This window comes from Burkholderia sp. AU44665, assembly GCF_030504405.1.
Taxonomy (GTDB): Bacteria; Pseudomonadota; Gammaproteobacteria; order Burkholderiales; family Burkholderiaceae; genus Burkholderia; species Burkholderia semiarida.
The window spans coordinates 295186-320814 of sequence record NZ_JAUJRI010000004.1; the positions used below are offsets into that span (position 1 = coordinate 295186).

Annotated in this window: 19 protein-coding genes; 5 read left to right on the forward strand and 14 right to left on the reverse strand. The window is 66.6% G+C overall.

All coding sequences use genetic code 11. From position 1 onward, the window contains the following. Positions 1-20: 20 nt before the first annotated feature. Positions 21-1556 (reverse strand): choline-sulfatase, encoded by a 1536-nt coding sequence (gene betC, locus QZM15_RS12245; RefSeq protein ID WP_302106470.1) that lies wholly within the window; start codon positions 1554-1556, stop codon positions 21-23. A 240-nt stretch (positions 1557-1796) separates the two neighbouring features. Here betC and QZM15_RS12250 point away from each other — a divergent pair, with 240 nt between their 5' ends. Both QZM15_RS12250 and purU read left to right on the forward strand, forming a co-directional pair. Then, on the forward strand, positions 1797-2702 hold the full coding sequence (locus QZM15_RS12250) for a LysR family transcriptional regulator (protein ID WP_059643217.1): 906 nt from the start codon (positions 1797-1799) through the stop codon (positions 2700-2702). 180 nt (positions 2703-2882) lie between these two features. Next, complete coding sequence (purU, locus tag QZM15_RS12255; RefSeq protein WP_059584373.1) at positions 2883-3767, forward strand: formyltetrahydrofolate deformylase; 885 nt, start codon at positions 2883-2885, stop codon at positions 3765-3767. A 353-nt stretch (positions 3768-4120) separates the two neighbouring features. On the opposite strand, the gene QZM15_RS12260 is transcribed toward purU, so the two are convergent. From QZM15_RS12260 to QZM15_RS12310, 11 genes are all read right to left on the reverse strand, one after another. Further along, positions 4121-5776: an APC family permease gene (locus QZM15_RS12260; RefSeq protein ID WP_226221196.1), complete on the reverse strand. Its 1656-nt coding sequence runs from the start codon at positions 5774-5776 to the stop codon at positions 4121-4123. Positions 5777-6002: 226 nt separating this feature from the next. After that, positions 6003-6866 carry a glycine betaine ABC transporter substrate-binding protein gene (locus QZM15_RS12265; RefSeq protein WP_059642386.1) on the reverse strand — a complete coding sequence of 288 codons (864 nt, stop codon included), beginning with the start codon at positions 6864-6866 and terminating at the stop codon, positions 6003-6005. Positions 6867-7000: 134 nt separating this feature from the next. Then, positions 7001-8149 carry a hybrid-cluster NAD(P)-dependent oxidoreductase gene (locus QZM15_RS12270; RefSeq protein WP_226290715.1) on the reverse strand — a complete coding sequence of 383 codons (1149 nt, stop codon included), beginning with the start codon at positions 8147-8149 and terminating at the stop codon, positions 7001-7003. 113 nt (positions 8150-8262) lie between these two features. Next, a complete protein-coding gene (locus QZM15_RS12275; protein ID WP_059583196.1) occupies positions 8263-9504 on the reverse strand; it encodes an SRPBCC family protein in 1242 nt (413 codons plus the stop codon). A gap of 52 nt (positions 9505-9556) precedes the next feature. Next, complete coding sequence (locus tag QZM15_RS12280) at positions 9557-10342, reverse strand: electron transfer flavoprotein subunit beta/FixA family protein (RefSeq protein WP_302106471.1); 786 nt, start codon at positions 10340-10342, stop codon at positions 9557-9559. Beyond that, a complete protein-coding gene (locus QZM15_RS12285) occupies positions 10339-11508 on the reverse strand; it encodes an electron transfer flavoprotein subunit alpha/FixB family protein (RefSeq protein ID WP_059583198.1) in 1170 nt (389 codons plus the stop codon). Before QZM15_RS12285 ends, QZM15_RS12280 begins: the two co-directional genes overlap by 4 nt. A gap of 4 nt (positions 11509-11512) precedes the next feature. Continuing rightward, positions 11513-13438 (reverse strand): (Fe-S)-binding protein, encoded by a 1926-nt coding sequence (locus tag QZM15_RS12290; RefSeq protein WP_302106472.1) that lies wholly within the window; start codon positions 13436-13438, stop codon positions 11513-11515. Between the two features lie 3 nt (positions 13439-13441). Then, the gene (locus QZM15_RS12295; protein WP_104013195.1) at positions 13442-15505 is read right to left on the reverse strand and encodes an NADH:flavin oxidoreductase; all 2064 of its coding nucleotides are present in this window, start codon (positions 15503-15505) and stop codon (positions 13442-13444) included. A 68-nt stretch (positions 15506-15573) separates the two neighbouring features. After that, on the reverse strand, positions 15574-16107 hold the full coding sequence (locus QZM15_RS12300; RefSeq protein ID WP_059583203.1) for a DUF5943 domain-containing protein: 534 nt from the start codon (positions 16105-16107) through the stop codon (positions 15574-15576). 138 nt (positions 16108-16245) lie between these two features. Next, the gene (locus QZM15_RS12305; protein ID WP_034186088.1) at positions 16246-17217 is read right to left on the reverse strand and encodes a dipeptidase; all 972 of its coding nucleotides are present in this window, start codon (positions 17215-17217) and stop codon (positions 16246-16248) included. 38 nt (positions 17218-17255) lie between these two features. Beyond that, positions 17256-18530, reverse strand: a complete 1275-nt coding sequence (locus QZM15_RS12310) for a serine hydroxymethyltransferase (protein WP_059583205.1) — start codon at positions 18528-18530, stop codon at positions 17256-17258. Positions 18531-18885: 355 nt separating this feature from the next. On the opposite strand from QZM15_RS12310, the gene QZM15_RS12315 reads away from it, so the two are divergent. Continuing rightward, positions 18886-20001 carry a GlxA family transcriptional regulator gene (locus tag QZM15_RS12315; RefSeq protein ID WP_081059242.1) on the forward strand — a complete coding sequence of 372 codons (1116 nt, stop codon included), beginning with the start codon at positions 18886-18888 and terminating at the stop codon, positions 19999-20001. 53 nt (positions 20002-20054) lie between these two features. On the opposite strand, the gene QZM15_RS12320 is transcribed toward QZM15_RS12315, so the two are convergent. Beyond that, complete coding sequence (locus QZM15_RS12320; RefSeq protein WP_302106473.1) at positions 20055-21464, reverse strand: discoidin domain-containing protein; 1410 nt, start codon at positions 21462-21464, stop codon at positions 20055-20057. Between the two features lie 266 nt (positions 21465-21730). Here QZM15_RS12320 and QZM15_RS12325 point away from each other — a divergent pair, with 266 nt between their 5' ends. Together QZM15_RS12325 and QZM15_RS12330 are read left to right on the forward strand one after the other, a co-directional pair. Beyond that, positions 21731-23152: a PLP-dependent aminotransferase family protein gene (locus QZM15_RS12325; protein WP_089465738.1), complete on the forward strand. Its 1422-nt coding sequence runs from the start codon at positions 21731-21733 to the stop codon at positions 23150-23152. A gap of 189 nt (positions 23153-23341) precedes the next feature. Continuing rightward, positions 23342-24100: a hypothetical protein gene (locus tag QZM15_RS12330; RefSeq protein WP_124659186.1), complete on the forward strand. Its 759-nt coding sequence runs from the start codon at positions 23342-23344 to the stop codon at positions 24098-24100. A gap of 266 nt (positions 24101-24366) precedes the next feature. Here the strand turns inward: QZM15_RS12330 and fdhA are convergent, their stop codons facing one another. Further along, positions 24367-25563 carry a formaldehyde dehydrogenase, glutathione-independent gene (gene fdhA, locus QZM15_RS12335; RefSeq protein WP_044844368.1) on the reverse strand — a complete coding sequence of 399 codons (1197 nt, stop codon included), beginning with the start codon at positions 25561-25563 and terminating at the stop codon, positions 24367-24369. Positions 25564-25629 lie beyond the last annotated feature (66 nt).

Below are 25629 nucleotides of genomic sequence, written 5' to 3' on the forward strand. Positions count from 1 at the left end.
ATGTTCGCACTGCCGGACGTTCAGCGCCCGACGCGCGGAAAACGCGCCATCGCCTCGAGCGTGTCGAGTTCGACGTGATTGCGCATGTAGCGCTGGCTCGCGTCGGTAAACGGCTGCCAGTCCCACGCGTGGATGCGGCCCTGCGTCGTCGCCGCGTAATGGAAGCGCCGGCGCCGCTGGCTCGCGCGCACCTGCCGGTCCAGCTCGAGCAGGTTCCAGCGCTGCCCGGCCTCCGCACGGAACGCGGCGAGCACGTCGGCGGCTTCCGGCCGACCGGCCAGATTCGTGAGCTCGCGCGGGTCGTCCGACAGGTTGTAGAGCTGGTCCGGATCGGCCGGGCAATGCACGTATTTCCAGTCGCCGCGGCGGATCATCACGATCGGCGCGAGCGCCCCTTCCGCGAGGTATTCGCCGAACGCGACGTCGTGCGCGGGCGTGCCGTGCAGATGCGGCACGAGGCTCGCGCCGTCGACCGGGTCCGGCCAGCCGCCGTCGGGCGCCGCGCCGGCCAGGTCGACGAGCGTCGGCAGCAAATCGACGTGCGACACGGGCCCGCGCACGCGCGCGGCGCCGAAGCGGCCCGGCGCATGCACGATCAGCGGCACGCGGCAGCCGCCCTCGAAGAACGTCATCTTGTACCAGAGCCCGCGCTCGCCGAGCATGTCGCCGTGGTCGGACGTGACGATCACGATCGTGTCGTCGGCGAACCCGCATTGCTCGAGCGCGGCCAGCACGCTGCCGAACTGCGTGTCGACATAGGACGTCGCGCCGTAATACGCGCGGCGTGCGGCGCGGATCTGCGCGTCCGTCGGCGGCGTGCGGTCGTTCTCGCAGACGAAGCGCAGCCGCTGCGAATGCGGATCGCTTTCGGCCGCATCGAGCCGCACGGCCGGCATGTCGATCTCGTCATCGTCGTAACGATCCCAGTATTCGCGCGTGATCGCATACGGGTCGTGCGGATGGGTCAGCGACACGACCATGCAGAACGGCCGCGCATCGTGTCCGGCCGCACGCTCGCGCGCGACGTCGTACAGCTTCTGCTTCGCGGCGAATGTCACTTCGTCGTCGAAGTCGAGCTGGTTCGTGCGCACGCACGGGCCGGCGTCGAGCACCGAGCTCATGTTGTGATACCAGCTCGGCCGCTCGGTCGGGCTGTCCCAGTCGGGCACCCAGCCGAAATCGGCAGGATAGATGTCGGTCGTGAGGCGCTCCTCGAAGCCGTGCAACTGGTCGGGCCCGCAGAAGTGCATCTTGCCGGACAGCATCGTCCGGTAGCCGCCCGCGCGCAGGTAGTGCGCGAACGTCAGCGTTTGCGCGGGCAATTCGGCGGCGTTATCGTAGGCGCCGATGCCCGACGGCAGCTTGCCGGTCAGCAGCGAGAAGCGCGACGGCGCGCACAGCGGGCTCGCGCAGTACGCGGCGTCGAACACCACGCCTTCGGCCGCAAGCCGGTCGAGCGTCGGCGTGCGGGCGACGCGGTTGCCGTACGCGGGCAGTGCGAACGGCGTGAGCTGGTCGGCCATCAGGATCAGGATGTTGGGTGTCGGGTTCGTCATCGGCGATCGTGGGAAAAGCGGTGTTCGAATGGAACGGCTCGCCGCTCGGGCAGCGGGACGTCCGGCATGACGGAGGCGGCCCGCGGAAACTGCCGCGCGCCGGGGCCGCGCTGGCTAGAATCGCGGAATCCGTTGCCGCCGGCGCGTGAAGCGCACGTGCCGTACCGTCTGCCGGCACTATCGCCCGCCCGAATTCGTGCGGGTAGGCGTCCGGCCCTTATGGGGCCATTAGAGGGACTTATGTCGAAACCCGAACCGTTACCGTCGATGCAGGCGCTGCGCGCGTTCGAATCGGCCGCCCGGCTCGCGAGCTTCACGGCCGCCGCGCGCGAGCTCGGCTCGACGCAGCCGGCCGTGAGCCAGCAAGTGTTCCAGCTCGAAGCCGAACTCGGCGTGCCGCTGTTCGAACGCAGCCCGCGCGGCGTCACGCTGACGGCCGACGGCGAGTGCCTGTACGAAGCCGTGCGGCTGAGCCTCGACACGCTGCGCGGCGCGACCGCGACGCTGCGCGCACGCCGCGAGCACGGCGCGCTCACGATCGTCACCGACTTCGGCTTCGCGACCTACTGGCTGATGCCGCGCCTGGCCGGGCTCAAGCGCGTGATGCCGGACGTCGACGTGCGCGTCGTCACGTCACAGGATTACGACGCGCAACGCGACCACGGCGACATCGCGATCCTGTTCGGCGACGGCCACTGGCCGTCGTGCACGGCCGCGCGGCTGTTTCCGGAATCCGTCACGCCCGTGTGCTCGCCCGCGTTTCGCGACGCGCACCGGGGCGTCGCGCGGGCCGACCACCTGCTCGCGCTGCCGCTGCTGCACGTGCAGCCGACGCGCCCCGAGCGCTGGCTGTCGTGGGCGGGCTGGTTCGACGCGCACGGGCTCGAACCGCCGGCCGCCGCGCGCGGCGTGACCTTCAACAGCTATGCGCTCGTGATCCACGCGGCGCTGCTCGGCGAAGGCGTCGCGCTCGGCTGGTCGCCGCTCGTCGACGAACTCGTCGCGAGCGGCCAGCTCGTGAAGCTCGTCGATGCGCCCGTCGTCACGTCGCGCGGCTACTTCCTGGTGCGGCCGCCGCAGCGGCCGGAGCCGGACGCGACCCACGTGTTCCGGCGCTGGCTGCTCGACGCGTGCGCGGGGGCCTGACACGGCCCGCACCCTGCGGCCCTCGCCCGCCCGCTGGCGCACCGATACCAGCCACACGGCGCGTTGGTTCTATCCGCCGCGAAATCGTCCTGATTTACTTGAGCCTCCCGCTACCCACGCGGCGCGGCGCTGTCGTGCGCCGCCGCGCGGCCGTACGCCCCCTGCCATCCGAGGAGTCTCATGACCGCCGAGCACCGCCCCGATCAATTCGTCCTGACACTCTCGTGCCCGAGCGCGGCCGGTCAGGTCGCCGCCGTCGTCGGCTTTCTCGATCGCCATCGCTGCTATGTCGATGCGCTGAACGTGTTCGACGACGATCTCAGCAACCGCTTCTTCGTGCGCTGCGTCTTTCATCCGACGGATGAGACGTTGCAGATCGACGCGCTGCGCCAGGAATTCGCGCCGATCGCGGCCGGACTCGCCGGCCACGATGGCGGCATCCAGTGGGCGATCCACGATGTCAACGCGCGGCCGAAGGTGCTGATCATGGTGTCGAAGCTCGAGCACTGCCTCGCGGATCTACTGTTCCGCTGGCGCATGGGTGAGCTGAAGATGGACATCGTCGGCATCGTGTCGAACCACCCCGACTTCGAGCCGCTCGCCGCGCAGCATGGATTGCCGTTCCGGCACTTCCCGATCACGGCGGAGACCAAGGCGCAGCAGGAAGCGCAATGGCTCGACTTCTTCGAATCGAGCGGCGCCGAGCTCGTGATCCTCGCGCGCTACATGCAGGTGCTGTCGCAGGAGACGAGCGCGAAACTCGCGAACCGCGCGATCAACATCCATCACTCGTTCCTGCCCGGCTTCAAGGGCGCGAAGCCGTATCACCAGGCGCATGCGCGCGGCGTGAAGCTGATCGGCGCGACCGCGCACTTCGTGACCGACGATCTCGACGAAGGCCCGATCATCGAGCAGGTCGTCGAGCGTGTCGATCATGCGCTGCGGCCGGAGCAACTGCTTGCGGTGGGGCGCGATGTCGAATCGCTGACGCTCGCGCGCGCGGTGAAGGCGTTCATCGAGCGGCGGGTGTTTCTGAACGGCGACCGGACGGTGGTGTTTTCGTAAGCTGCCAGGGCGTGTTCACGCTAATAACGGGCTTGCGAAGGTGCCTTTCCGCCTGGAGTGCAAGGAGTAAGGAGCGCCGTTTGGCCGTGCCAAACAAGCGACGCACGACGCCGCAATGTGGGCGGAAAGGCACGTTCCCCTGTTTGAAAAAATTCATTCGTGGGGCAAGCCCGTTATTAGCGTGAACACGCCCTAGCCGCGTTCGAACGCGGCGGAAACGAACAAGGCCCGACCGGCGTGGACCGGTCGGGCCTTGTTGTCGTCTTTGTCGTCGTGTTGCGCCGGCGCTTCGCGCGATGGCCCCGTGTGCGGTTTCCGGAGCCATCGCACTGCGACACGCAGGCATTACCGCATCACTTCACCCAAGCAAAGTAGTACGACAACCAGATCGTGAGCGCCGCGCCGATCAGCGCCGCATACGGCATCAGGCTCAGCCACGGCGCGCGCTTCGGCACTTCGAGCTCCATGTCGCGCTGCATCTGCGCCGGGAATCGGCCGCGATCCTGCCAGTAGTGGCGATACAGGAACACCGGCACGATCAGCAGCATCGCGATCAGCCCGTTACGCAACGTGCCCTCGCCCTGCAGGTTCGCGCCCGCGCCAACATAGACGAGGTTCGCATAGCCGCAGATCGAGCCCGCGACGAGCAGCCACGTCGGGCAGCGGAACGGCCGATCCCAGTTGCCGCGATCCATCCGGTGGATCCAGCCCGACTGAAGATTCAGGAATACGAACAGCATGTAGCAGACGTTCGAAATCGACAGCACCGTCATGTAGTCCGACATCATCAGCAACACGAGGTTGAAGCCGAGGTCGGTCCACATCGCGCGCGTGGGCGAGCCGTGCTCGTTCACGTGCGACAGGTACTTCGGCAGCCAGCCGTCGACCGATGCCTGGTACAGCGTGCGCGACGAGCCCATCATCGACGTCATCACGATCAGCAGGATCGACAGCATCAGCATCACGACGACCGCATTCGCGACCCACGCGCCACCGCCGACGATCTTCGCCATCGCGGCTGCGACGCCGGTGCCGTCGCCGATCGCCGGATCGAGCATCGCCTGCGTGCCGAGCGCGCCCTGGAACGCCATCGGAACGAGCGTCATCACGACGAGACACAGCGCGCCCGACCAGAAGATCGCCTTCGCGGTATCGCGCCGCGGATCGCGGAATTCACGCGTGTAGCAGACGGCCGTCTCGAAACCGTACGACGCCCAGCCGGCCATGAACATCGCGCCGAGCGCCATCGTCACGCCCTGCCCGTTCCACGCGCCGAAGGTCGCGGCCGTGAGGTTGCCCTGCGCGTCGTGACCGAGCGGCAGCAGCGGGAGTAGGTTCGACATCGGCACGTCGCCGGTGACGAACGGCACGATGCCGACGATCAAGAGCGGCGTGAGCGACGCGATGCCGAGAATGCGCTGCGTACGCGCGGCCTTCGACGCACCGCTGTGCTGAAGCTTGAACGTGATGAGAAGCAGAATCGTCGCGATGATGAACGTCGCGTTGATCCGCAAAGACAGACCGGGCTTGATGAATCCGAGATCCGCAACCTTGAGCTGCCAGTGCAGCACCGCCGCATTGGCGGGAAAGAGACTCGTGAGCGCATAGCTTGCCGCGAGGCCGCAGCCGAGCGCGAGCATCGGCGACCACGCGAGCCAGTTGCACCACACGGACACCGGGGCAATCAGCTTGCTGTAACGGACCCAGCCGATCGCGCCATACACCGACGCGCCGCCCGATTTATGCGGAAATAGCCCGGATATTTCCGCATAAGTCGCGCTTTGAACCAGCCCCATCGTGATCGCGGCGATCCAGATCGCCCACGCGGGCTGGCCGATCGTCGCGCATACGCCGCCGATCGTGAACAGCACGCCTGCCGGCACGCCGCTCGTTACCCAAAAAGCGTCTTTCCAGGTCAGGCCACGATGCAGCGTGTGGCCCGTCGAATCATGTGAGATGGTTGCCTCGACATCACTGGTGCGATTAGCACGCAGTCCTGCTTGACTCATCCAATTCCTCCTCTCGATCAGCGTAAGCGCTTCAACGTTTACGCTGCTCCGATACAAAGCGGGATGACTCCGCACAAGGGCGCTAGTGTAACAACTTACGCGCTTTTTTGCAGAATCCGAAAAAGAATTCCGGGATATGGCTGCATTTCATCCTCATTGTTTCGGATTCCTGCATGCCATTCCCGGCGTGTTGTTATGATGATTCGTACGGCGTATGCGGGGAGGCTTACTGCGCGCCTTCCGTCCACGCATTCACGCGGTCGGCATGCGCCGCGATCCACGCATCCGCGGCCGCTTCCGGCTTCGAGCCGTTCTGGATCGCCAGCATCACGCTGTCGATTTCACCCGGCTTCCACTGGAATTTCTTCAGGAACGCGACGACCGGCTTCGCCTTGGTTTCGAGGCCCGGATTCACGACGCTGTCGACGTGCTCGGCGCCGCCGAACACCTTCTTCGGATCCTCGAGGAAGCGCAGCTTCCACTTCGCGAACATCCAGTGCGGCGCCCAGCCGGTCACGATCACCGGCTTGTTCGCGCCGACCGAGCGCGACAATTCGGCCGTCATCGCGCTGCCCGAGCTCGGCATCAGCGTGTAGCTCAGCCCGTAGTTCTTGATCGCCTCGTCGGTCTTGCGCATCACGCCAGCACCGGCATCGATGCCGACGATGCGGCCGCCAAAGCTGCTCTTCTCGGCGTTCAGATCGTCGATGCTCTTCGCCTTCACGTAATCCGGGACGATCAGGCCGATCTTCGCGTCGGGAAAGTTCGCACCGAGGTCGACGACCTTGCTCTTGTATTCGCTCCAGTAGGAGCCGTGCGTGACCGGCAGCCATGCGGACAACGTCGCATCGAGATCGCCGCGCGCGACGCCCTGCCACATGATCCCGGCGGCGACCGGCACGAGCTTCACCTCGTAGCCGAGCTTCTTCTCGATCACGCGGGCGGCGACGTTCGACGTCGCGACGCTGTCGTCCCAGCCTTCGACATAACCGATTTTCAGCGTCGGCTTCGTATCGGCGAGCGCCGATGCGCTCAGTGCCGCCATCGCCGACAGTGCGCCGGCCCAAAACAGTTTTCCGAACAATTTCATGGTCGATCTCCTTGGTCTGCGCACCGTGCGCGTTGTCTCTCTAGGTTCTTCAACCACAAATCCGCGGTATCGTTGTTTTCCGACAGATGCTTGTCCGGACGCGACGCGCCCGGACAGCCGATGGGCGCCTTCGACTACTTGTCGATCACGAGATCCGACAGCGGCTTGCTGCAGCACAGCAGCACCATCCCCTGATCGATCTCGCGCTGGCGGATGCCGCCGTTGTGTTTCATCTCGACCTGCCCCGACACGAGCTTCACCTTGCACGTGCCGCACATGCCCTGCGTGCACGATGCCGGCAGCCGCACGCCCGACTGGCGCGCCGCGTCGAGCACGTGCTGCTCCGAGCCGCACGAAATCTCGCGATTGCTCTTCGCGAAGCTGACCGTGTACTGCTTCGTGCCGGCGTCGCCGCCTTCGGCCGGCGGCGCGAGATCGGCCAGCAGCTCGTCGCTCGCGGTCTGCGCGAGCGTCTCGAACGAGAAGCTTTCCTCGTGATACTGCTTGCGATCGAAGCCGGCTTCGTCGAGCAGGTCGCGCACCGCCTTCATGTACGGTGCGGGGCCGCACGTGAAGATTTCGCGTTCCATGAAATCCGGCGCGATCAGCTTCAGCAGCGGCAGCGTCAGGAAGCCGGTGACGCCCGGCCAGTTGGTGCGTGCGCCGACGCGCTCGACGACGAACGACGTGCGGAAATTCGTGTGGTTCGACGCGATCAGGTCGAGCTCGCGCGCGAAGATGATGTCGTCCGGCGTGCGTGCGCTGTGCACGAACAGGATGTCGCGATCTTCCGCGAGATCATGGTGTGCACGGCTCATCGACATCAGCGGCGTGATGCCCGAGCCGGCCGACAGGAACAGGTACTTGCGCGCCGGATGCCTTGCGCACGTGAATTCGCCGGCCGGGCCGAGCACTCGCACCGACGCGCCCGGCTGCAGGTTGTCGTGCAGCCAGTTCGACACCTTGCCGCCCGGCACGCGCTTCACCGTGATCGACACCGTGTGCGGCCGCGCCGGCGACGACGAGATCGTGTAGCAGCGGTTGATCGTTTCGCCGTCGATGTCGAGCTCGAGCGTGAGGAACTGCCCGGGCTCGAACGAAAACGTGCGGCCCTGCGGCGAACGGAAGAAGAAACTCTTCACGTCGTGCGTTTCCTGCCGCACGTGGCAGCACACCAGCGTTTCCTCGACGTCGCTCGTCCAGCGCTCGGGCAGCGCGTTCCAGAACGCCGGGCGCGTCACCCGGCTGTCCGCCGGCTCGAAATTGGCCGCATCTCGCATCATGTCAGCCTCCGCAGGGCCGCCCCAAGGAGGCTGACCGCCCCCGCGGGGGGCAGTGAACGAAGTGAACGTGAGGGTCGTTTCATCAGTTGCTCCGCTTGCTGTTCCGCTGACGACTACGCGCCGGTTTGTTCGGCGAGCCGGCCGATGTACCAGGCCGAGAATTTTTCGACGAGACCTTCCGTGTACGGCGAATACGGGCCCGGCTCGTACGCACTGCTGGTCGCGCCGCGCTGCGAGAATTCGACGAGCGCGCGATCCTGGTCGTTGGTCGCGTTCCACACGGCCGTGAGGTTCTTCACGTCGTAGTCGATGCCTTCCTTCGCGTCCTTGTGCACGAGCCACTTCGTGCGCACGAGCGTCTTGCCGGCCGACAGCGGGATCACCGAGAACGTCACGATGTGATCGCTCATGAAGTGGTGCCACGAGTTCGGCTGCGTCCAGAACGACAGCCCGCCGAGGTCGGCCTTGTCGAAGCCGCCGAGTAGCTTCTTCGACGCGACCTTCGCGTCGAGCGTCTGCGATTCGCCGTGGCGGTCGAGCGGCAAGCGCTGCGTGCGGAAACCCGTCACGTCGAGCAGCTTTTCGATTTCGGCGGACGGCAGGCCCATCTCCGCCCACTCCTTGCCGCGGCGCACGCAGGTCTCGGCGAAAGCGTCCATGCCTTCGGCGTTCGCGTCGGAACGCTGGTAGCCGAAGCCGTATTCGTACAGCGAGATCGTCAGCTCCGGATGGTTCGCGACGCAGTGATAGCACTCGCGGTTGTTCTCCATCGTGAGCTTCCAGTTGCCTTCCTCGATGATGTCGATCTGCGCGGCGATCTTCGTGTTCGGCAGATCGTGCGGCAGCAGGTACGGTTCCATCTCGGCGCGCATCTGCGCGAAATCGACGGGCGGCTCGTCGGCGAGGCAGATGAAGATCAGGCCCGCGAGGTTCTCGACGTGCACCGACTTCAGGCTGTGCTTGCAACGGTCGAACTTCTCGCCCATGTGCTCGGCGAACATCAGTTGGCCCGTCAGGTTGTAGGTCCAGCTGTGGTACGGGCACACGATGTTGCCGACCGAGCCTTTATCTTCGTTGCACAGGCGCGCGCCGCGGTGACGGCACACGTTGTGGAACGCGCGGATCGCCATGTCGTCGTCGCGCACGATCAGGATCGAATCGTTGCCCAACTGCACGGTCACGTAATCGCCCGGCTCGGGAATGTCCGGTTCGATCGCCACCTGGATCCAGTGCTGGCGGAAAATCGCCTCCATGTCGAGCGCGAAAATGTCCTCGCTCGTGTAGAACGGCGCTTCGAGGCTGTAGCCTGCCTTGCGGCGTTCGATCAATGCACGAATGTCTGCCGATACTTTCATCGTTTGCTCCGGATTCCTTGCATCCCTGGGTTCTTGCCGACAGGCATCAAAATCAGTAGTCGATGAGCTGATGCTCGCGCAAATACGCAAGGATCACTTGTGCTTTTTCGACCGAACTCCCTTCATTTACGACGTTGCCGCCACGGCTTTCGGTCGTCGTCGCGGACAGCATCCGGGCATGCCCGGAGCGCTTCTCGGCGGCGACCAGTTTTACGGGTTTACGCTCGACCGGGCCGACCGTCCACGCGGTGGCGTCGGCGTCCGCGCCGCTCGCCGCGAGCGCCGGCCGGATCGCGCCGGCGCGCAGCCGCGCATAGGCATAGCGCGGCTCGACACCGGCGAGCGGATGGACGGCCACGACGGCCGGCAGCGCCGCGTCGACGCGCCGCCGCAGCCCTTTCGGCAAAAATTGCCGGACTGCCACGCGACCGCCATCGACCGTCACGTCGACGGCCGAGCCGACGAGCGGATAGCCGAGCGCCGCGGCGACGCGGTACGGCAGCATCCCGGTGTCGTACGCGCCCTCGGCGCGCGTGCCGGTCAGCACGAGGTCGTAGCCTTCGACACGCGCGGCGAGCGCGTGCACGGCATCGTCGCCGTCTCGGCAGGCCAGCACTTCAACCTCCCGCGCGCCGAGCGCCAGATACTCGGCGAGCGCGGCGTTGGCGGGGTCGCCCGCGTGGATCACGTCGAGCGTCGCGCGATGTTTTTCCGCGAGCTGGCGGCCGGTTTCGAGCGCGGCCGCATCGTTGCGGCTGTAGCGCGCGACGCCGCTGACCGGATGCCGGCCGACGGACACGAGCACCGCGATGCGTTGCAAGGGGCGAGGGGCATTCATGCGGCGACTCCTTCGGGTTCACGGGTACCGACCGCGGCCGGCGATTCGCCGCGCGCGGCCCGCGCGGCCTGGACCTGTTCGATCAGCGCGGCGATCGTCGCCTGCGCGTCGCCGACCACCGTCAGATTCGCGCGCTTGGCGATCGGCGCGCTGCCGTCGAGGTTCACCGCGATCACGTGGCGGCAATCCTTGATCCCCTGCAAATGCTGCACCGCGCCCGAGATGCCGAACGCGATGTACACGCTCGCCTCGACCGTCTTGCCGGTCGCGCCGACCTGCTTGTCGCGCGTGAAGTGGCCGTTGTCGACCGCGACGCGGCTCGCGCCGATCGCCGCGCCGAACACGCCGGCCAGCCGCTCGAACGCAGCGATGTCGGACACGCCGTTGCCGGCCGACACGATGAAGTCGGCTTCCTCGAGCGCGACCTGGGCCGCATCGATTTCGTCGAGGCCGAGATCGCGGTACGGCTGCGCGGCGTCATGCGCCGGGCGGATGAAATCGGCAGCCACGCGTTCGCCGGCACCGACGAACGGCAGCTTCGCCTCCACCGCATTCTGCGCGAGCAGGATCACGTCGGGCAGCGCACGGGTCGCGAACGCGCGCCCGGCCTGCGCGTACGCGCCCACGTGCTTCGCGTCGATCTCGACGACGTGGGTCGCGACGCTCGCGCCGGCCGCCGCCGCGTAACGGCGGCCGAGATCGCCGTCGCCGGTCGCGTTGTCGGGCACGAACACATGCTTCGGGGCGAGCGCGGCCACACAGGCCTGCAATGCTTGCAGTTCGCTTTCGGGGTCGAACGCGCGGCGATCGAAGCCGGTCAGCTCGAGCAGCTTGTCGACACCCAGTTCGGCCACGTCGTCCTTGAGTTCGCCGAACGCGAGCAGCGCGACTTCGGTCTGCGCATCGGCGAGCACGGCCGCGGCGGCGATCGCCTGCCGCGAATGGTCGTCGAGCGCGCCGCGTTCGCCATGGGCGACCACCAGCATCACGTGCTTCGGATCCTGCAGCGCGCGGCGCGGCTTCGCCGCCGCGGCGCCATGACCGTGCGCGGACCACTGCGCGGCGTTCGCATCGGCGCTGCCTTCCTCGCCGAGCGTGATGCGCTTCAGGCCGGCGGCCGTGATGATGAACGGCCGGCGCGGATCGATTCGTTTGATCGTATTCATCGATTCACTCCAGCGAGGCGGCGACGAGTTCGGCGACGTCGAGCACGTCGGGGCGCGGGCCCACGACGCCTTCGAGCATGGCCGTGCAGTTCGGGCACGCAACCGCGACCACGTCCGCGCCGATCGTGCGTGCGTCGGCGATGCGGATGTCCGGGATGCGCTGCTTGCCGGGGATGTCGGTGAGCGGCGCGCCGCCGCCACCGCCGCAGCAGCGGCCGCGCATGCCGTTGCGCTCCATCTCGACGACCTGGATGCCGATCGTCTTCAGCAGCTTGCGCGGTGCTTCCGTCTCGCCGTTGTAGCGGCCGAGGTAGCACGGGTCGTGATACGTGGTGCGCTTCTCCTGCAGCGCCTCGACCGCCTTCGGCGCGATCTTGCCGCTGTCGGCCAGTTCGGCCAGATACGTCGTGTGATGCTTGACCGTCACGCGCAGCCCGAGCGCACGGTATTCGTTGCGCAGGCTGTGCATCACGTGCGGGTCGGCCGTCACGATCTGCTTGTACGACAGCGTGCCGAGCGTGCCGATCAGGCGCTTCGCCATCTGCTGGAACGTCGCTTCGTCGCCGAGCCGGCGCGCGACGTCGCCCGTGTCGGTCTCGGTCGGGCCGAGCACCGCGTAGTCGACGCCCGCCTTGTTCAGCACCTTCACGAACGCACGCAGCGTGCGCTGGTAGCGCATGTCGAACGCGCCTTCACCCGCGACGAACAGCACGTCCACCGGCTTGCCAGGCTGCGCGACGGGTGCGCTCAGGTCGACCGACCAGTCGTAGCGCGCGGCCGTGTCGTAGCCGCCCATCGTGCCCGTCTCGCGCAGGTTCGCGAGTACTTCCTGGCCCTTGCCCGGCACCGTGCCGTGCACGAGCGTGCGGTTGCGGCGCATGTCGACGATCGCGTCGACGTGTTCGATCAGCATCGGGCATTCCTGCACGCACGCGCGGCAGGTGGTGCACGACCACAGCGTCTGTTCCTCGATCAGGCCCGACACGATCGGGCCGTTCGGCTCGCCGCGATGCTGGCCGACAGGCAGGCCCGGCGTCGGGCTGCCCGCGTACGCCGCATCGGTACCGCCGGCCATCCCGACGACGAGATCCTGGATCAGCTTCTTCGGGTTCAGCGGCTGGCCCGACGCGAAGGCGGGGCATGCGGCTTCGCACTTGCCGCACTGCACGCATGCGTCGAAGCTCAGCAACTGGTTCCAGCGGAATTCGACCGGCTTCGCGACGCCGTACTCCTGATGGTCGATGTCCGGCAGCTTCAGCGCGGTCGGCGGCGTGGCCGTGCCGTTGCCGGTGAACGATTCGCGGGTGGCCGCGAAACGCTCCTGGCGCGGGTGGAACGCGAGATGCAGCAGGCCGGCGATCGCATGCTTCATCGGGCCGCCTTTCGCCGCGCCGATCGTCATCGTGAACGCCCCGATGCCGATCAGCAGCGCGCAGAGCACCGCGAACGCACCCGACATCGCGCCGGTGGGCACCAGCATGAACAGCACGAGGCCGAGCGCGAACGAACCGAGCAGCCAGGGCAGCGTATTCCACGGGCCGCGCGACAGGCGCGCCGGCACGTTCTTCGCCGCGCGGCGACGCCACACGAACACCGCGCCCACCAGCATCGCGAGCGCCGCGAGGAAGATCAGCTTGTCGAGCCACGGCGAGTAGATCGCGAGGCCGTAGTTGACGAACACCAGCGCGAGCGCGCCGATCGCGCCGCCGGCGGTCGCGACGTGGGTCTTCGCGATGTACGGATCGCGGGCGACCACGTGGTGCAGGTCGACGAAATAACGCTTCGGAATCGCGAACAGGTTCGCGACGCCAAACGCGCCGGGCGCGGTGGCGCGGCCCAGACGCCAGTAGGACGAGCGCTTCGCGACCGCGAACGCGAGCCCCGCCACCGACAGCCACAACAAGGCGGTAATGAGGAAGGACGGATTCATCTTTTAGAAATCCTTCACGAGACGCAGCGAGTCGTAGATCGCACCGTGGACGTTGTGCATCGAGATGCAGTCGCCGACACGGAACAGCAGGAAACGGCCGTTGCCGAGTTCTTCCGACAGGCACGGCTGCGGCTCGGCCGCGAACAGCGTGTGCGGATCGATCTGGCCGCGGTTCACCGATTCCGGCTTGAGCTTCCAGTACAGCTCGTCGTTCGGCGACGAGCCGTTCTCGATCACCACCTGGTCGACCGCGCGCTCTTCCAGTTCTTCCGTGTACTCGTTGCGCAGCACGGCGATCATCTTGCCGTTCTCTTCATAGACGCGATCGAGCATCGTGTTCGGCGTCGGGATCACGCCGAACGCGTACAGGCGGCGATAGAAGATCGGGAACGTCGTGCCGCCGCAATCGTCGGCCACCTTCACGTCCGGCGTCACCACCTCGACCTTCGAGCCGCGGCTCGCCATGAAGTCGGCCACGCCGGCGCCCGCATGCGTGCTCACGCCGTCGAACAGCAGCACGTTCTGCTTCGGCTCGACCTTGCCGGTCAGGATGTCCCACGAGCTCACGGCGAGGCCTTCGGCCACGCCCCACGCCGGCACCTGCCACGTGAAGCTCGAACCGCCGGTGGCAAGCACGACGATGTCCGGCTTCTCGGCCATGATCATCTTCTCGTCGGCGGCCACGCCGAGACGCCGGTCGACGCCCAGGCGCTTCGTTTCCATGTCGAACCAGCGGATGATCCCCGACATCTGCTCGCGCTGCGGCGCCTTCGCGGCGATCATCACCTGGCCGCCCACTTCCGTGTTCTTCTCGAACAGCACGACGTCGTGGCCGCGCAGCTTCGCGACACGCGCGGCCTCGAGGCCCGCCGGGCCCGCGCCGACCACCACGACCTTGCGCTTCGGGCCGCGCGACTTCTCGATGATGTGCGGCATCGTCGCTTCGCGCGACGTCGCCGCGTTCTGGATGCACAGCACGTCGAGCCCGTTGTACTGGCGGTCGATGCAATAGTTCGCGCCGACACACTGCTTGATTTCGTCCTCGCGGCCGTCGCGGATCTTGATCACCATGTGCGGATCGGCGATCTGCGCGCGCGTCATCCCGACCAGGTCGATCATCCCGTTCGCGAGCAGGCGCTCGGCCTGCCCCGCGTCGCGGATGCTCTGCGCGTGCATCACCGGAATCTTCACGACCGACTTGATGCCGGCCGCGAGATGCACGAACGGCTCCGGCGGCAGCGCCATCGGCGGCATGCAGTTGGCGATCGTGTTGTGCGTGTCGCCGCCCGAGCCGACCACGCTCAGGTAGTCGATCAGGCCCGTCTCCGACATCGCCTGCGCGATTTCCTTCAGCGCTTCGTGATCGAGGCCGTCCTCGTGGAATTCGTCGCCGCACATGCGCAGGCCGACGCAGAAATCCTTGCCGACCGCCTCGCGCACGGCAGTCAGCACTTCGATACCGAAGCGCAGGCGGTTTTCGAGGCTGCCGCCCCATTCGTCGGTGCGATGGTTCGAACGCTTGCTCCAGAACTGGTCGATCAGGTGCTGGTGCGCGGCGGAGATTTCGATGCCGTCCATGCCGGCCGCCTTCACGCGCTTCGCGGCCGCCGCGAAATCACCGATGATGCGGCGGATTTCCTCGATCTCGATGATCTTCGCGTTGCCGCGGTGCACGGGTTCGCGCACGCCCGACGGCGACATCAGGTGCGGCCAGTGCTCGCCGTGGAACGACGAGCGGCGGCCCATGTGCGTCGCCTGGATCATGATCTTCGCGCCGTGCTTGTGCATCGTGTCGGCCAGACGCGTGAGCGGATCGATGATCTTGTCGGTCGACAGGTTCACCGATTTCCACCAGCCTTGCGGGCTGTCGATCGACACCGGGCTCGAGCCGCCGCAGATGGCCAGACCGACACCACCCTTCGCCTTTTCTTCGTAGTAGCGGATATAGCGGTCGCCCGGCAGGCCGCCCGGCTCGGCATACACCTCCGCGTGCGCGGTGCTGACGATCCGGTTGCGCAGCGTCAGCTGGTTCAGCTGCATGGGTTTGAACAGGTGGGGATAACGCATCGCTGGCGACCTCTGGCGTTCGAATGTCTCGTGTTGCGGGTGTTGTTCTGCTTCAGTGAATCAATGCATCAGTGCGCGATCGGCGACACTTCGAAGACGCAGTGGTCGTGATGCTCGGCCGCGCACTGCACTTCCTTCGATTGCGCGCGCGGCGCATGCTTGCCTTCCGGCGTCGTGTCGTTGACCCAGTCCATCGCGCCCGCGAACCAGCCCGCGAACATGTAGCAGAGCTTGCCTTCCTTGCCCGGCTGCTGGAGCACGAACGACGAGTGGCGCAGCTCGATCTTCGCGCGTGCGCTCGCCGGATCTGCCTCGATGATCGAGAACAGCCCCCAGCCGCGTTGCGACAGGCGCTTCAGGTAATGCTCGAACACGGCCATGCCGGTGATGCCGTGCTGCTTGGCTTCCTTGTCGCACCAGTGGTAAGCCGACTTGTAGCCGGCCTTGTAGAGGATCTCGGCATACGCTTCGACGCCGAGCGCTTCCTCGACGGCGACGTGGTTGTTCGTGAAGAAGTGGCGCGGCACGTACAGCATCGGCAGCGCGTCGGTGGTCCAGACGCCGGTATCGGGATCGACGTTGATCGGCAGTTGCGGTTGCATCGTGGTGACTCCGTGAGGAAAGTGGCCGCGCGGCTCGGCGCGCAGGCGCGACATCGTCCGCGTGCCCGCGCGGCAAGCGCTGGCACGTCCCGATTTTTTTATGTTGAAACGAAGGGAGCGGTTCGGCTCGGCGGGCGCTTACGCGCCCCACACGTCCTTGAACACGCGTACCCAGTTCTCGCCCATGATCTTGCGGATGCGCGACTCCTTCCAGCCGTGACGTTCCATCGCGGCGGTCAGGTTCGGGAATTCGCCGATCGTGCGGATGCCGTCCGGGTTGATCACCTTGCCGAAGTTCGTCAGCTGGCGATAGCGGCCCTTGTCATGCGTGAGCATGTCGAAGAATTCCTTCGCGAAATCCTGCGTGAAGTCCGTGCCGATGCCGACCGCGTCCTCGCCGATCAGGTTCACGACGTAGTCGATCGCCTCGATGTAGTCGTCGATGTTCGCTTCGATGCCGCGCTTCAGGAACGGCGCGAACATCGTCACGCCGACGAAGCCGCCCGCATCGGCGATCTCCTTCAGTTGCGCGTCGCTCTTGTTGCGCGGATGCTCCTTCAGGCCCGACGGCAGGCAGTGCGAGTAGCACACCGGCTTCTTCGAGAATGCGATCGCTTCCGACGACGTGTTGCCGCCCACATGCGACAGGTCGACCATGATGCCGACGCGATTCATCTCGGTGATCACTTCGCGGCCGAAATCCGACAGCCCGCCGTCGCGCTCGTAGCAGCCGGTGCCGACGAGGTTCTGCGTGTTGTAGCAAAGCTGCACGACGCGCACGCCCATGTCGGCGAACGCCTCGATGTAGCCGAGGTTGTCCTCGAACGCATGCGCGTTCTGGAAGCCGAGGATGATCCCGGTCTTGCCTTCCTTCTTCGCGCGGAAGATGTCGTCCGTCGTGCGCACGAGCGTCAGCAGCTCGCCGTTGTCGCGGATCTTCTTCTTCATGACGCCGATGTTGTCGACGGTCTTGGTGAAGTTCTCCCACACCGACACCGTGCAGTTCGCGGCCGTGATACCACCCTTGCGCATGTCCTCGAACACCGGCTTCTCGAACTTCGAGATGTTCAGTCCGTCGATGATGATGCTGTCCTGATGCAGCGTGCTCATATCTGCTCTCGCTCGTGTGACTGTTCTTGTGGGGTCGATCAGTAGATCGGGAAGCGCTCGCAGAGCGCGAAGATCTCGCGGCGCACGCGCTGCTCGGTTGCCGGGTCGCCCTCGGGGTTCGCCCGCAGCGCGTCGAACACTTCGAGGATCAGGCGGCCGATCTCGCGGAACTCCGCGACGCCGAAACCGCGCGTCGTGCCGGCCGGCGTGCCGAGGCGAATGCCCGACGTGACGGTCGGCTTCTCGGTGTCGAACGGGATGCCGTTCTTGTTGCAGGTGATACCCGCGCGTTCCAGCGCCTGCTCGACCGGCGCACCCTTCAGGCCCTTCGGGCGCAGGTCCACCAGCAGCAGATGGTTGTCGGTGCCGCCCGTGACGAGATCGACGCCGCCGGCCTTCAGCACTTCGCCGAGCGCCTGCGCGTTCGCGAGCACGTTGTCGATGTAGGTCTTGAAATCCGCATGCAGCACTTCGCCGAACGCGACGGCCTTGCCGGCGATCACGTGCATCAGCGGGCCGCCCTGCAGACCGGGGAACACGGCCGAGTTGATCTTCTTCGCGATCTCCTCGTCGTTGGTCAGCACGAAGCCGCCGCGCGGGCCGCGCAGCGTCTTGTGCGTGGTCGACGTGACGACGTGCGCGTGCTCGACCGGGTTCGCGTGGCGACCCGCGGCGATCACGCCCGCGATGTGCGCCATGTCGACCATCAGCTTCGCGCCGACGCTGTCGGCGATCGCGCGAAAGCGTGCGAAGTCGAGCGCGCGCGGGTACGCCGAGAAGCCGGCGATGATGAGGTTCGGCTTGTGCTCGTGGGCAAGCGCCTCGACCTGATCGTAGTCGATGCGCAGCGTGTCGCGGTTCACGCCGTACTGGACCGCGTTGAACCACTTGCCCGACAGTGCCGGCTTCGCGCCGTGCGTCAGGTGGCCGCCGGCATCCAGCGACATGCCGAGCACCGTGTCGCCCGGCTTGGCCAGCGCGAGCATCACCGAGCCGTTCGCCTGCGCGCCCGAGTGCGGCTGCACGTTCGCGTAGCCGGCGTTGAAGATCTGCTTCACGCGTTCGATCGCGAGCGCCTCGACCTCATCGGCGAATTCGCAGCCGCCGTAGTAGCGCTTGCCGGGATAGCCTTCCGCGTACTTGTTGGTCAGTACCGAGCCCTGCGCCTCGAGCACGGCGCGCGACACGATGTTTTCCGACGCGATCAGCTCGACCTGCGACTGCTGACGCTCGAGTTCCTTCAGGATGGCGCTGCGCACCGGCGCGTCGCGCTCGGCAAGGGGCTGCGAGAAGAAAGGCTGGGTGTTCGACATAGTGCGTCCGTGACGAAGAATAAAGGGCTGCAACCGAAGCTCAGGGCCCGCCGTGCCTGGGTTTGCCGCTCGTCCAGTGCAAGGCTGCCGACGGCTCTATTCTTGTCGTTCGGATTTTCGGCGGATTGATGAATTTAGACGCGTTCTTTGCCTTTTCCGCCATGCGCGTCCGTTTTATACAAGTGACCGGTCGTGCTTTTCGGTACGGCCGCTCGAAACGGCATTGGACGTTCACCTATCGACACGCACACCGGCAGTGCGTTTGCCGCACGTTCGAGTGCGCCGTCTCCCGGATACGGTGCAGTGCAGCAACGCGCCGATGCCCAGACAACGTATGGAGCTAGGGTTTAGCCGTATGGCACGCTTGTTGCACTCGCTCACACAATACCGCAGCCCGATTCGTGCCCCGGGCCAAAAGCTATTAGAGATTCAAGGAACGCTCCCCATGTCGCCCGACCGCACAGCGTCGCTGTCCCACTTCGCGTTCATGCCTTTACCGAACTTCACGATGATCGCGTTCACCAATGCGATCGAGGTGCTTCGGATGGCGAACTACCTGAGCGGCCAGCCGCTCTATCGCTGGTCTGTGATCAGCCCGGACGGCGGCCCGGTCACGGCGAGCAACGGCCTGACGGTCGACACGGGCCCGGCCGAGTGCGTGGGACAACCCGACATCGTGTTCGTGTGCGGCGGCGTCGACGTGCAGCGCGCGACCACGCCCGCCCATCTGTCGACACTGCGTCGCTTCGCGCGCTCCGGCATCCCGCTCGGCAGCCTGTGCACGGGCACCTATGCGCTCGCGAAATCGGGGCTGCTCGCGGGCTACGCGTGCGCGATCCACTGGGAGAACATGTCGGCGCTGAAGGAAGAGTTTCCGGACACGCGCTTCCTGAAGGAACTGTTCGTGATCGACCGCGACCGCATCACGTGCACGGGCGGCGTCGCGCCGCTCGACATGATGCTGAACCTGATCGCCGCGCGCGTGGGCACCGCACGCGTCACGCAGATCGCCGAGCAGTTCATCGTCGAACACGTGCGCGATACGAGCGCACAACAGCGTATGCCGCTCGTCGCGCGGCTGGGCTCGGCGAACAAGTCGCTGTTCGAAGTGATCTCGCTGATGGAGAACAACATCGAGGAACCGCTGTCGCGCGAGGAGCTCGCGCGGCTCGCGAACATGTCGCAGCGGCAGTTGCAGCGCCTCTTCCGCGAGCACCTCGGGATGACGCCGACGCACTATTACCTGACGCTGCGGCTGCGCCGGGCGCGCGAGTTGCTGCTGCAGACCGACATGTCGATCATGCACATCACGATGGCGTGCGGCTTCCAGTCGGCATGCCACTTCAGCAAGAGCTATCGCGACGCGTTCGGCGTCGCGCCGACGCGTGAGCGCCGCAAGCAGGTGGCGCCGCTCGCGCAGGGTGCGGCGAGCGCGGGGCCTGCGTTTCCGGCGCATGTGCTGCATGCGTGAAGCAGGTACTACCTGAAAAAAAAGCGGCCTCGAAGGCCGCTTTCCGTTTGCGCTTACGATCCCCACACCTGCATTTCGTCGAGCGAATACCCCCACTGCGTCGCCCGCTTCGTGCCGAGCATGCGCACGTAGCGGCCCTGCCCCTTCAGGTTCGGCAGCGTCACATGCCCGTACGACACGCCGTTGCTCGTCGAGTAGATCGTCGTCCAGTTCGCGTTGTCGTTCGACGTCTGGATCTGGTAGACAAGCGCACCCGCATCCCAGTACAGATCGATGCTGCTGATCGCCTTCGTCGCGCCGAGATCGACCGAGATCCATTGCGGATCGACGCCGGCGCCTTCCGGCGAATCCCAGCGGGTGCTCGTCGTGTTGCCGTCGAACGCCTTGTCCGGCGTCAGCGACGCGTTGTAGCTCGTCGACGCCGCGGCCGGCCGCCCCTGCGACAGCAGCGTGCGTGCGGCGGCCGGGCCGCCGTAGTAGTTCGCGCCGAGCTTCGCCTTCGCCGCGTCGGCATTCACGCCGAACTGCGACAGGCTCCAGCGCTGCCCGGTCGTCACGTCGCCGACGTACAGCTGATAGCCGCCCGCCGTCGTCGACGAGAAGAACAGGTAGTTCGTACCGCTGACCGGCGCCGGATCCGAGTTGTTGCTCATGCAGTCGTTGAGCGCGAGCGCGCTCGGCGTCGAGGCCGGGTCGGCCGTCTTCGCATAGATCTGGTCGGCCCCGCCGCTGTCCTTCCAGCGTGCGTAGTACACCATGCCGTCCGCACGCACGGTCGGGTAGTACGTCTGCAGCCCGGCCGGACGATCGAACACGGCGGTCGCGCCGGTCGCGAGCGTGCGCTTCATCAGCCCCATGTTCGCGCCGGTGCCGGTCGCGTAGTACACGGCGCTCGCGTCCGGCGCGAGGAACGGCATCGAGTACTCGGCGCCGGCCGGTGCGTTCGTCAGGCTCACCACCGACGTGAACACCGGGCCCGCGCTCGTGTACGACAGCGTCGCCTGCTTGACGTCGCCGTTCTGCTTGAACACGAGCGTCTTGCCGTCCGTGCTGAACTTCGGATCCTCGTTGCGCGTGGCGCCCGTGCTGTGCGTCATGTTGACGGGCGGCGTGCCCGCGCCGAGCTGCAGCATGAACACGTTCCATGCGCCGTTGCTGATGCCCATGAACGCGAGCCACTTGCCGTCAGGGCTGAACACGCCGTTCATCGGATCGGTGATGCCCCACGCGCTCTTGCTGAGCTGCGTCAGCGTATGGGCCGAGAAGTCGTAGAGGAAAAGCTGGCTCGTGCCGTCGCCGTACTTGACGTAGCTGTGATAGACGAGCTTTCCGGTCAGCGCGGCGGGGAACGTCGCGTTCGGCTGGGCGGCGGGATTGTTGACGCAGGCTGCGGCTGCGACGCCGCCGGACAGGTTGAGGGCGATGCCGGCCACGAGGCCGGCGACGAGGGTCTTCAGTTTCACGCTGGATGCTTTCGGGTAAGGTAAGGACGCCGCAGAAAAGGACTCGCGCGACACGCGCGGGCGTCACGGATTCGCGGTCGGGCAGCGTGAATTCCGTATCGGTCGGACAGCGGGAACAAAGCTTGCGAGAGGATGCCCGCTTGTCAGACGAAAGAACAGGATCAGAGCGCTCACAAAACATGCGGATCAGCGATATGGGGCGCGCTTGCACGTGACGGCTGCCGTACTACTCTTTGTCATCGAGGTCCAACGGCCGGAGGGCACGCATGAAGCGCTATGCGGTGCTGGCAAAGACGATCGCCGACGCCATCCGGCGCGGCGACCTGGCGGCCGGCGCGCGCATCCCTACCGTGCGCGCGGCATGCCGCGCATATCGGGTGAGCCCGTCCACGGTGTTTCGTGCGTACTACGCGCTGGAAAGCGAGGGCCTGATCGTCGCGCGGGCGCGCTCCGGTTATTTCGTCGCGAATCTCGCGGACAAGCACGTACGGTTCGGCCGCGATCCGCCGCGCAAGCCGGCCGCCGTGCAAGCCGACGACGATGACGCGCTGCCCCGCCTGCTCGATTCGCTCAAGTGCGACGACATCGTGCCGCTCGGCTCGGCATTCGCGAGCTATTCGCTGTTTCCGATGAGCAGCCTGTGGCGTCACGTGGCGTCGGCCGCCCGGCACATGGATCGCACGAAACTGCTGGAGGGCCTGCCGCCCGGCTACGACCCGCTGCGCCGCCAGATCGCGTTGCGCTACCTGAACGCGGGTGCGTCGCTGCCGCTGGAGGAAATCGTCATCACGACGGGGGCGATCGAAGCGCTGACGCTCAGTCTGCAGGCGCTGACACGTCCGGGCGACATCGTCGCGATCGAGCGGCCGGCATTCCACGCGGTGTTGCAGGCCGTCCAGTGCCTGCACCTGAAGGCCGTCGAGATTCCGGTCGACCCGCGCACGGGCCTCGACCTCGACGCGCTCGCCGAGGCGCTCGATACGCATCCGGTGCGCGCGTGCTGGTTCATGACGTCGCTCCACAACCCCACCGGCGCGACGCTGACCGACGAGCGCAAGCGCGCGCTGATCGACCTGCTCGCGTCGCGCGGCGTGCCGCTGATCGAGGACGACGTGTATGGCGAACTGCAGTTCGGCACGGCGCCCACACGCCCCGCGAAACTGTACGACGATAACGGGCTCGTCCTGCATTGCGGGTCGTTCTCGAAGTGCCTCGCGCCCGGCTTCCGGATCGGCTGGGTCGCGGCCGGTCGCTTCGTTGGGCAGATCCGGCAGGCCAAAGGCGCGAGCGCGCCGGCCGCCGACGTCCCCGCGCAGATGGCGATTTCGAGCTACCTGCGCGACGGCGCATACGACCGGTTCCTGCGCAAGCTGCGGCGCAATCTCGCCGCGCACCAGGCGCAGATGCTGTCGGCCGTGCGCGCGTATTTTCCGGCGGACACCGAAGTGTTCGCGCCGCGCGGCGGGTATTTCCTGTGGATCGAGTTACCGCCGCACGTGGATGCGATGCACCTGTTCGGCGATGCGATGGAAAGCGGCGTCAGCATCGCGCCCGGGCCGCTCTTCTCCGCGACCGGCGGCTTTCGCCGCTATGTGCGACTCAACTACGGGCGGCCGTGGACGCCGGCCGTCGAGCGCGCACTGGAGACGCTCGGCACGCTCGCGGCGCGACAGCGGCACGGCAGTTAGCACGAAACGAGCGGCACGCGACGCGCGAGAAGCGCCTTGCGTTTCGCGCGCGAGCGACAAACAATGAAGCGGAAGGCAGCCGCGGACGAACGGGTTCCAAGCGTCCGATGTTATGGAGAATCTCATGAACGCCGCATGCGAACGACCGTCGATGTGCAGCCCGACGATAGCGTTCATCGGTTGCTGACGATGCGCGTCCTGCCCAATCGAAGCGTCCGCGCGCGCGATGCGTGGCGTGCCGTGCTGAATGCGCGCGCCGAATCGCGGCACGCGACGTGCTGCCGCTGCCGCGAATGCGGCTTCGTCGCGTTCCGCGCACTCGAGCACTGCCCCGTCTGCGGTCAATGGAACGGGCCGTTCGAGCCGATCGATCGCCGACCGGCCGACGCACACGCCGCGCACGCGCCGCGGTCGTTCCACACGTGGTCGTCGCGCGTCGCCCGCGCACTTCGCAACGCGGCTTTCCAGCGGCCGCGCGCGTCGAGCGCGCCGATCCTGAGCATCCTCACGCTCGTGCTGCTCGTCGGCGGCTACGTGACGGTCGACCAGACCTGCAAGGCCGATCCCGCTTGTCGCGGGTCCGGTGCGCCGGCCGCCGTCGCGACCGAAACCGGGTTGCCCGCGTCGAGCGATCCGTTCCTGCCCGTCTTGCCCGCACCCGTCTACCCGTTCCATTCGCCTGATGCAACGCAAGTGGCGGCCGATCCGCAGCAGGGCGCCCCGGTCGCCGTCAAACCCACTCGCCCGATGGCGGTTGCGCAAGCCGCGCCGTCGTTGCGCGTGCCTGACCGGACGCGCACCGGCGCAGTCCGCGAGGCCGACTGGAAAGGCAACCGCGACACCGCCCATCGCACGCGCGCGATCCGCCGCGTCAGCGCGCACACCGGGCGTGCACGTCGCGTCGCGGCCAGCCACGCCGAAATCGCGAAGCTCTATCGCGGCCACTGAGCGTGCCCCGGGCCCGCGCGCGACGATTCGCTTTTCCCGGCCGCTCTCCATACAACGGCGTTCGTGGCCTGAGTGTGTGCCCGCGGATCCTGCCGCACGGTAATGATCGGTTCGTCAGCGCGCGACGACGATCGCCGCGACGCCGCACGATCGGGGTCGCCGGTCGCCGCGTTGCGCTGCCCTTCGCTCCCGCAACGAAAAACGGGCGGCCCGTTTCCGGAGCCGCCCGTTCTCGCGTCACGCGTCGCGTGTCGAACGCCAGCGCATCACGCCGCCAGCAACCCGTGCGGATCGATGACGAATTTGCGCGGCGCGCCACCGTCGAACTTCTTGTAGCCTTCCGGCGCCTGGTCGAGCGAAATCACTTCGACGTTGACGATCTTCGCGATCGGCAGCCGGTCGAACAGGATCGCCTGCATCAGGTTGCGGTTGTACTTGAGCACCGGCGTCTGGCCCGTGAAGAACGAATGCGACTTCGCCCAGCCGAGGCCGAAGCGGATGCTCAGGCTGCCATGCTGGGCAGCCTTGTCCTTCGCGCCCGGATCGTCCGTCACGTACAGGCCCGGGATGCCGATCGCGCCGGCCGGGCGCGTGATCTCCATCAGCGAGTTCAGCACCGTCGCGGGCGCTTCCTCCGAATGGCCCGACGAACCGTGGCCGTGCGCCTCGAAGCCGACGCAATCGACCGCGCAGTCGATCTCGGGCACGCCGAGGATCTGCTCGATCTGCTCGCCGAGCGACGCGTCCTTCGACAGGTCGACCGTCTCGAACCCCATCGCCCGTGCGTGCGCGAGGCGTTCCGCATTCATGTCGCCGACGATCGTCACGGCCGCGCCGAGCAGGCGCGCCGATGCGGCCGCCGCCATGCCGACCGGGCCCGCGCCCGCGATATAGACCGTCGAACCGGGCTTCACGCCCGCGCTCACCGCACCGTGATAACCGGTCGGCAGAATGTCGGACAGGCAGGTCAGATCGCGGATCTTCGCCATCGCCTGATCGCGATCCGGGAATTTCAGCAGGTTGAAATCGGCATACGGCACGAGCACGTATTCGGCCTGGCCGCCGATCCAGCCGCCCATGTCGACGTAGCCGTACGCGCCGCCCGCACGCGACGGGTTCACGTTCAGGCACACGCCCGTATGCGTGTCCTTGCACATCGCGCAGCGGCCGCACGCGACGTTGAACGGCACCGACACGAGATCGCCGATCTTCAGCGTCTCGACGTCGCGGCCCACTTCGACCACTTCGCCGGTGATCTCGTGACCGAGCACGAGGCCGATCGGCGCGGTCGTGCGGCCGCGCACCATGTGCTGGTCGGAGCCGCAGATGTTCGTGCTGACCACCTTCAGGATCACGCCGTGGCCGATCGCGCGGCCGGTCGGGTCGACCATCTTCGGATAATCGATTTTCTGGACTTCGACCTTGCCCGGCCCAAGATAGACGACACCTCGATTGCTGCTCATCGTATTGTCTCCATGTCTCGTTGGATGGCGCGGCGGCGCGCCGGCTCATGCGGCGCACACGCAACG

Excerpts from the sequence above, each read along its gene's own strand:
- QZM15_RS12260 (WP_226221196.1), bottom strand. The coding sequence starts at position 5,776 with ATGAGTCAAGCAGGACTGCGTGCTAATCGCACCAGTGATGTCGAGGCA.
- QZM15_RS12280 (WP_302106471.1), bottom strand. The coding sequence starts at position 10,342 with ATGAATGCCCCTCGCCCCTTGCAACGCATCGCGGTGCTCGTGTCCGTC.
- betC (WP_302106470.1), bottom strand. The coding sequence starts at position 1,556 with ATGACGAACCCGACACCCAACATCCTGATCCTGATGGCCGACCAGCTC.
- QZM15_RS12290 (WP_302106472.1), bottom strand. The coding sequence starts at position 13,438 with ATGAATCCGTCCTTCCTCATTACCGCCTTGTTGTGGCTGTCGGTGGCG.
- QZM15_RS12310 (WP_059583205.1), bottom strand. The coding sequence starts at position 18,530 with ATGTCGAACACCCAGCCTTTCTTCTCGCAGCCCCTTGCCGAGCGCGAC.
- QZM15_RS12300 (WP_059583203.1), bottom strand. The coding sequence starts at position 16,107 with ATGCAACCGCAACTGCCGATCAACGTCGATCCCGATACCGGCGTCTGG.
- QZM15_RS12305 (WP_034186088.1), bottom strand. The coding sequence starts at position 17,217 with ATGAGCACGCTGCATCAGGACAGCATCATCATCGACGGACTGAACATC.
- QZM15_RS12330 (WP_124659186.1), top strand. The coding sequence starts at position 23,342 with ATGCGCGTCCTGCCCAATCGAAGCGTCCGCGCGCGCGATGCGTGGCGT.
- purU (WP_059584373.1), top strand. The coding sequence starts at position 2,883 with ATGACCGCCGAGCACCGCCCCGATCAATTCGTCCTGACACTCTCGTGC.
- QZM15_RS12250 (WP_059643217.1), top strand. The coding sequence starts at position 1,797 with ATGTCGAAACCCGAACCGTTACCGTCGATGCAGGCGCTGCGCGCGTTC.
- QZM15_RS12275 (WP_059583196.1), bottom strand. The coding sequence starts at position 9,504 with ATGAAAGTATCGGCAGACATTCGTGCATTGATCGAACGCCGCAAGGCA.
- QZM15_RS12315 (WP_081059242.1), top strand. The coding sequence starts at position 18,886 with ATGGCACGCTTGTTGCACTCGCTCACACAATACCGCAGCCCGATTCGT.
- fdhA (WP_044844368.1), bottom strand. The coding sequence starts at position 25,563 with ATGAGCAGCAATCGAGGTGTCGTCTATCTTGGGCCGGGCAAGGTCGAA.
- QZM15_RS12295 (WP_104013195.1), bottom strand. The coding sequence starts at position 15,505 with ATGCGTTATCCCCACCTGTTCAAACCCATGCAGCTGAACCAGCTGACG.
- QZM15_RS12270 (WP_226290715.1), bottom strand. The coding sequence starts at position 8,149 with ATGATGCGAGATGCGGCCAATTTCGAGCCGGCGGACAGCCGGGTGACG.
- QZM15_RS12325 (WP_089465738.1), top strand. The coding sequence starts at position 21,731 with ATGAAGCGCTATGCGGTGCTGGCAAAGACGATCGCCGACGCCATCCGG.
- QZM15_RS12265 (WP_059642386.1), bottom strand. The coding sequence starts at position 6,866 with ATGAAATTGTTCGGAAAACTGTTTTGGGCCGGCGCACTGTCGGCGATG.
- QZM15_RS12285 (WP_059583198.1), bottom strand. The coding sequence starts at position 11,508 with ATGAATACGATCAAACGAATCGATCCGCGCCGGCCGTTCATCATCACG.